Annotated in this window: 3 protein-coding genes; 1 reads left to right on the plus strand and 2 read right to left on the minus strand. The window is 72.4% G+C overall.

The features are described from left to right. Positions 1-184 precede the first annotated feature (184 nt). Both AB0M39_RS41780 and AB0M39_RS41785 read right to left on the minus strand, forming a co-directional pair. Positions 185-1,015 carry a purine-nucleoside phosphorylase gene (locus AB0M39_RS41780; RefSeq protein ID WP_365374367.1) on the minus strand — a complete coding sequence of 277 codons (831 nt, stop codon included), beginning with the start codon at positions 1,013-1,015 and terminating at the stop codon, positions 185-187. A 102-nt stretch (positions 1,016-1,117) separates the two neighbouring features. Next, positions 1,118-1,555 (minus strand): gamma-glutamylcyclotransferase, encoded by a 438-nt coding sequence (locus AB0M39_RS41785; protein WP_005312922.1) that lies wholly within the window; start codon positions 1,553-1,555, stop codon positions 1,118-1,120. Between the two features lie 228 nt (positions 1,556-1,783). On the opposite strand from AB0M39_RS41785, the gene AB0M39_RS41790 reads away from it, so the two are divergent. Then, a partial coding sequence (locus tag AB0M39_RS41790; protein ID WP_365374370.1) for an FAD-dependent oxidoreductase occupies positions 1,784-2,521 on the plus strand: 738 nt, incomplete at its 3' end.

Below are 2,521 nucleotides of genomic sequence, written 5' to 3' on the forward strand. Positions count from 1 at the left end.
CGACTACCCCGACCCCACCGGCTACCGGCTCACCCGCGCCTCAATCGCCGGCGGGGCTGAATAGGCGCGCCTCAAACGCCGGAGAAACCCAGCCCGTTGGGGGTCCCCCCGGACGAAGTCTGGGGGAGTTTGAGGACACGCCTATCGGGGGGCGCAGCCCCGGGGCGGGGCTGAACGCGTGCCGTCAGATCCGCGCCAGCACCCGCGTCAGCAGCTCCCCCATCCGCGCCGCCGAGTCGCGGCCCGCCTGGAGGACTTCCTCGTGGTTCAGGGGCTCGCCCGACAGGCCCGCCGCCAGGTTCGTCACCAGGGAGATGCCGAGCACCTCCGCGCCCGCCTCGCGTGCCGCGATGGCCTCGAGGACGGTCGACATGCCGACCAGGTCGCCGCCGAGCACGCGGACCATGTTGATCTCCGCCGGCGTCTCGTAGTGCGGGCCGGGGAACTGGACGTACACGCCCTCCTCGAGCGTCTCGTCCACCTCCTTGCACAGCGCGCGCAGCCGCGGCGAGTACAGGTCCGTCAGGTCCACGAAGTTCGCGCCGATGATCGGCGACGCGGCCGTCAGGTTGATGTGGTCGCTGATCAGCACCGGCTGGCCGGGGCGCATGCCCTCCCGCAGGCCGCCGCAGCCGTTCGTCAGGACGACCGTCTTGCAGCCCGCCGCCACCGCGGTGCGCACGCCGTGCGACACCGCCGCGACGCCGCGGCCCTCGTAGAAGTGCGTACGGCCCAGGAAGACCAGGGCGCGCTTGTTGCCGATGCGGTACGAGCGGACCTTGCCGCCGTGGCCCTCGACCGCCGGCGGCGGGAAGCCCGGCAGCTCGGTGACCGGGAACTCCGCCTCGGGCGCGCCGAGCGCGTCGACGGCCGGCGCCCAGCCGGAGCCCATCACAAGAGCGACGTCGTGGGTCTCGGCGCCGGTCAGCTCGCGCAGTCGCGCGGCGGCCGCGTCAGCGGCGGCGTGGGGGTCGGCGTCAGAGCCGAGGAGGTCCGGATTCACAGATGCGTTCACGCGGACGAGGGTAACCGGTGATTCCCTACGCGCGTAGATGACGCAGCGCACGGTCTTCGGATCGTTGTCTTGTCGTTTCCGACGAAACGCCCGGAGGAGCCCCTAGCAGGGCCGCTTGCGCAGCTCCATCACATAGTCGTGGGGCGCGCCCGCCGACTCCGCCGCGTCCGCGAGCTCGCCCAGATAGCGGGCGGACGGGAGCCCGCCCTCGTACCCGTTCAGGACGTACACCCACGCCGGCTCCTCGCCGTCCAGCGTGTCCACCCGGACCCGCATACGGCGGTAGATGTCCAGGCCGACGCCCTCCCAGCGGTCCATGGAGTCCTCGTCCATGGGCGCGATGTCGTACAGCGCGACGAAGACCTGCGAGCGCGGCGCCTCCACGATCGTGGCCAGCGCCCCCTCCCAGCCCATCTGCTCGCCGCCGAAGGTCAGCCGCCAGCCGTTGAGCCAGCCGGTCCCACGCAGCGGTGAGTGCGGTGCGCGGCGGGTCATCAGCCGCGCGTCGAGGTTGCCGGCGTACGCGGCGTAGAGCGACATGAGATCGAGGGTACGGGAGGGGCCGCAGAGACGGTCCCATCGGAGGACCGGTCCCCCTCGTGGCCGAAAGGCGTCGTCGCTGCGTGCGGCCGTATGGAGCCCCGGGGACGGAGGCACTTGAACCGTGCGGGACAATGGAGTACGTACTGCATTCCCCCGGGGCACCCCCCGGACCCCCGGTCGGGCGGGCAGGCGGGCCGGGATTGACAATGCGAGGCGGACTTTTTCGTGACCCGGATCGTGATCATCGGCGGCGGACCCGGCGGTTATGAGGCGGCCCTGGTGGGCGCCCAGCTCGGCGCGGAGGTGACCGTCGTCGACTGCGACGGTCTCGGCGGAGCGTCGGTGCTGACCGACTGCGTGCCGTCGAAGACTCTGATCGCCACGGCCGAGGTCATGACGACCTTCGACTCCTCCTACGAGGAGCTGGGCATCATCGTGGCCGACGACACCCCGCACATCGAGCAGGCCGCCCGCGTCGTCGGCGTCGACCTCGGCAAGGTCAACCGCCGCGTGAAGCGGCTCGCCCTCGCCCAGTCCCACGACATCACCGCCTCCGTCACCCGGGCCGGCGCGCGCGTCATGCGCGGCCGCGGCCGGCTGGAGGGGCAGCAGGCGATGGACGGCTCCCGCAGGGTCGTCGTGCGCGCCGCGGACGGCACGGAGGAGACGCTCACCGCGGACGCCGTGCTGATCGCGACCGGCGGCCACCCGCGCGAGATCCCCGACGCGCTCCCCGACGGAGAGCGCATTCTGAACTGGACCCAGGTCTACGACCTGACCGAGCTCCCAGAGGAGCTCATCGTGGTCGGCTCCGGCGTCACCGGCGCCGAGTTCGCCGGCGCGTACCAGGCCCTCGGCTCCCGCGTCACCCTCGTCTCCTCCCGCGACCGCGTGCTGCCCGGCGAGGACCCGGACGCCGCCGCCGTCCTCGAGGACGTCTTCCGCCGGCGCGGCATGAACGTC

Source organism: Streptomyces sp. NPDC051907, assembly GCF_040681075.1.
In the GTDB taxonomy this organism is placed as follows: Bacteria; Actinomycetota; Actinomycetes; order Streptomycetales; family Streptomycetaceae; genus Streptomyces.

Coding starts and splice junctions, on each gene's coding strand:
- AB0M39_RS41785 (WP_005312922.1), bottom strand. CDS start 1,555: ATGTCGCTCTACGCCGCGTACGCCGGCAACCTCGACGCGCGGCTGATG.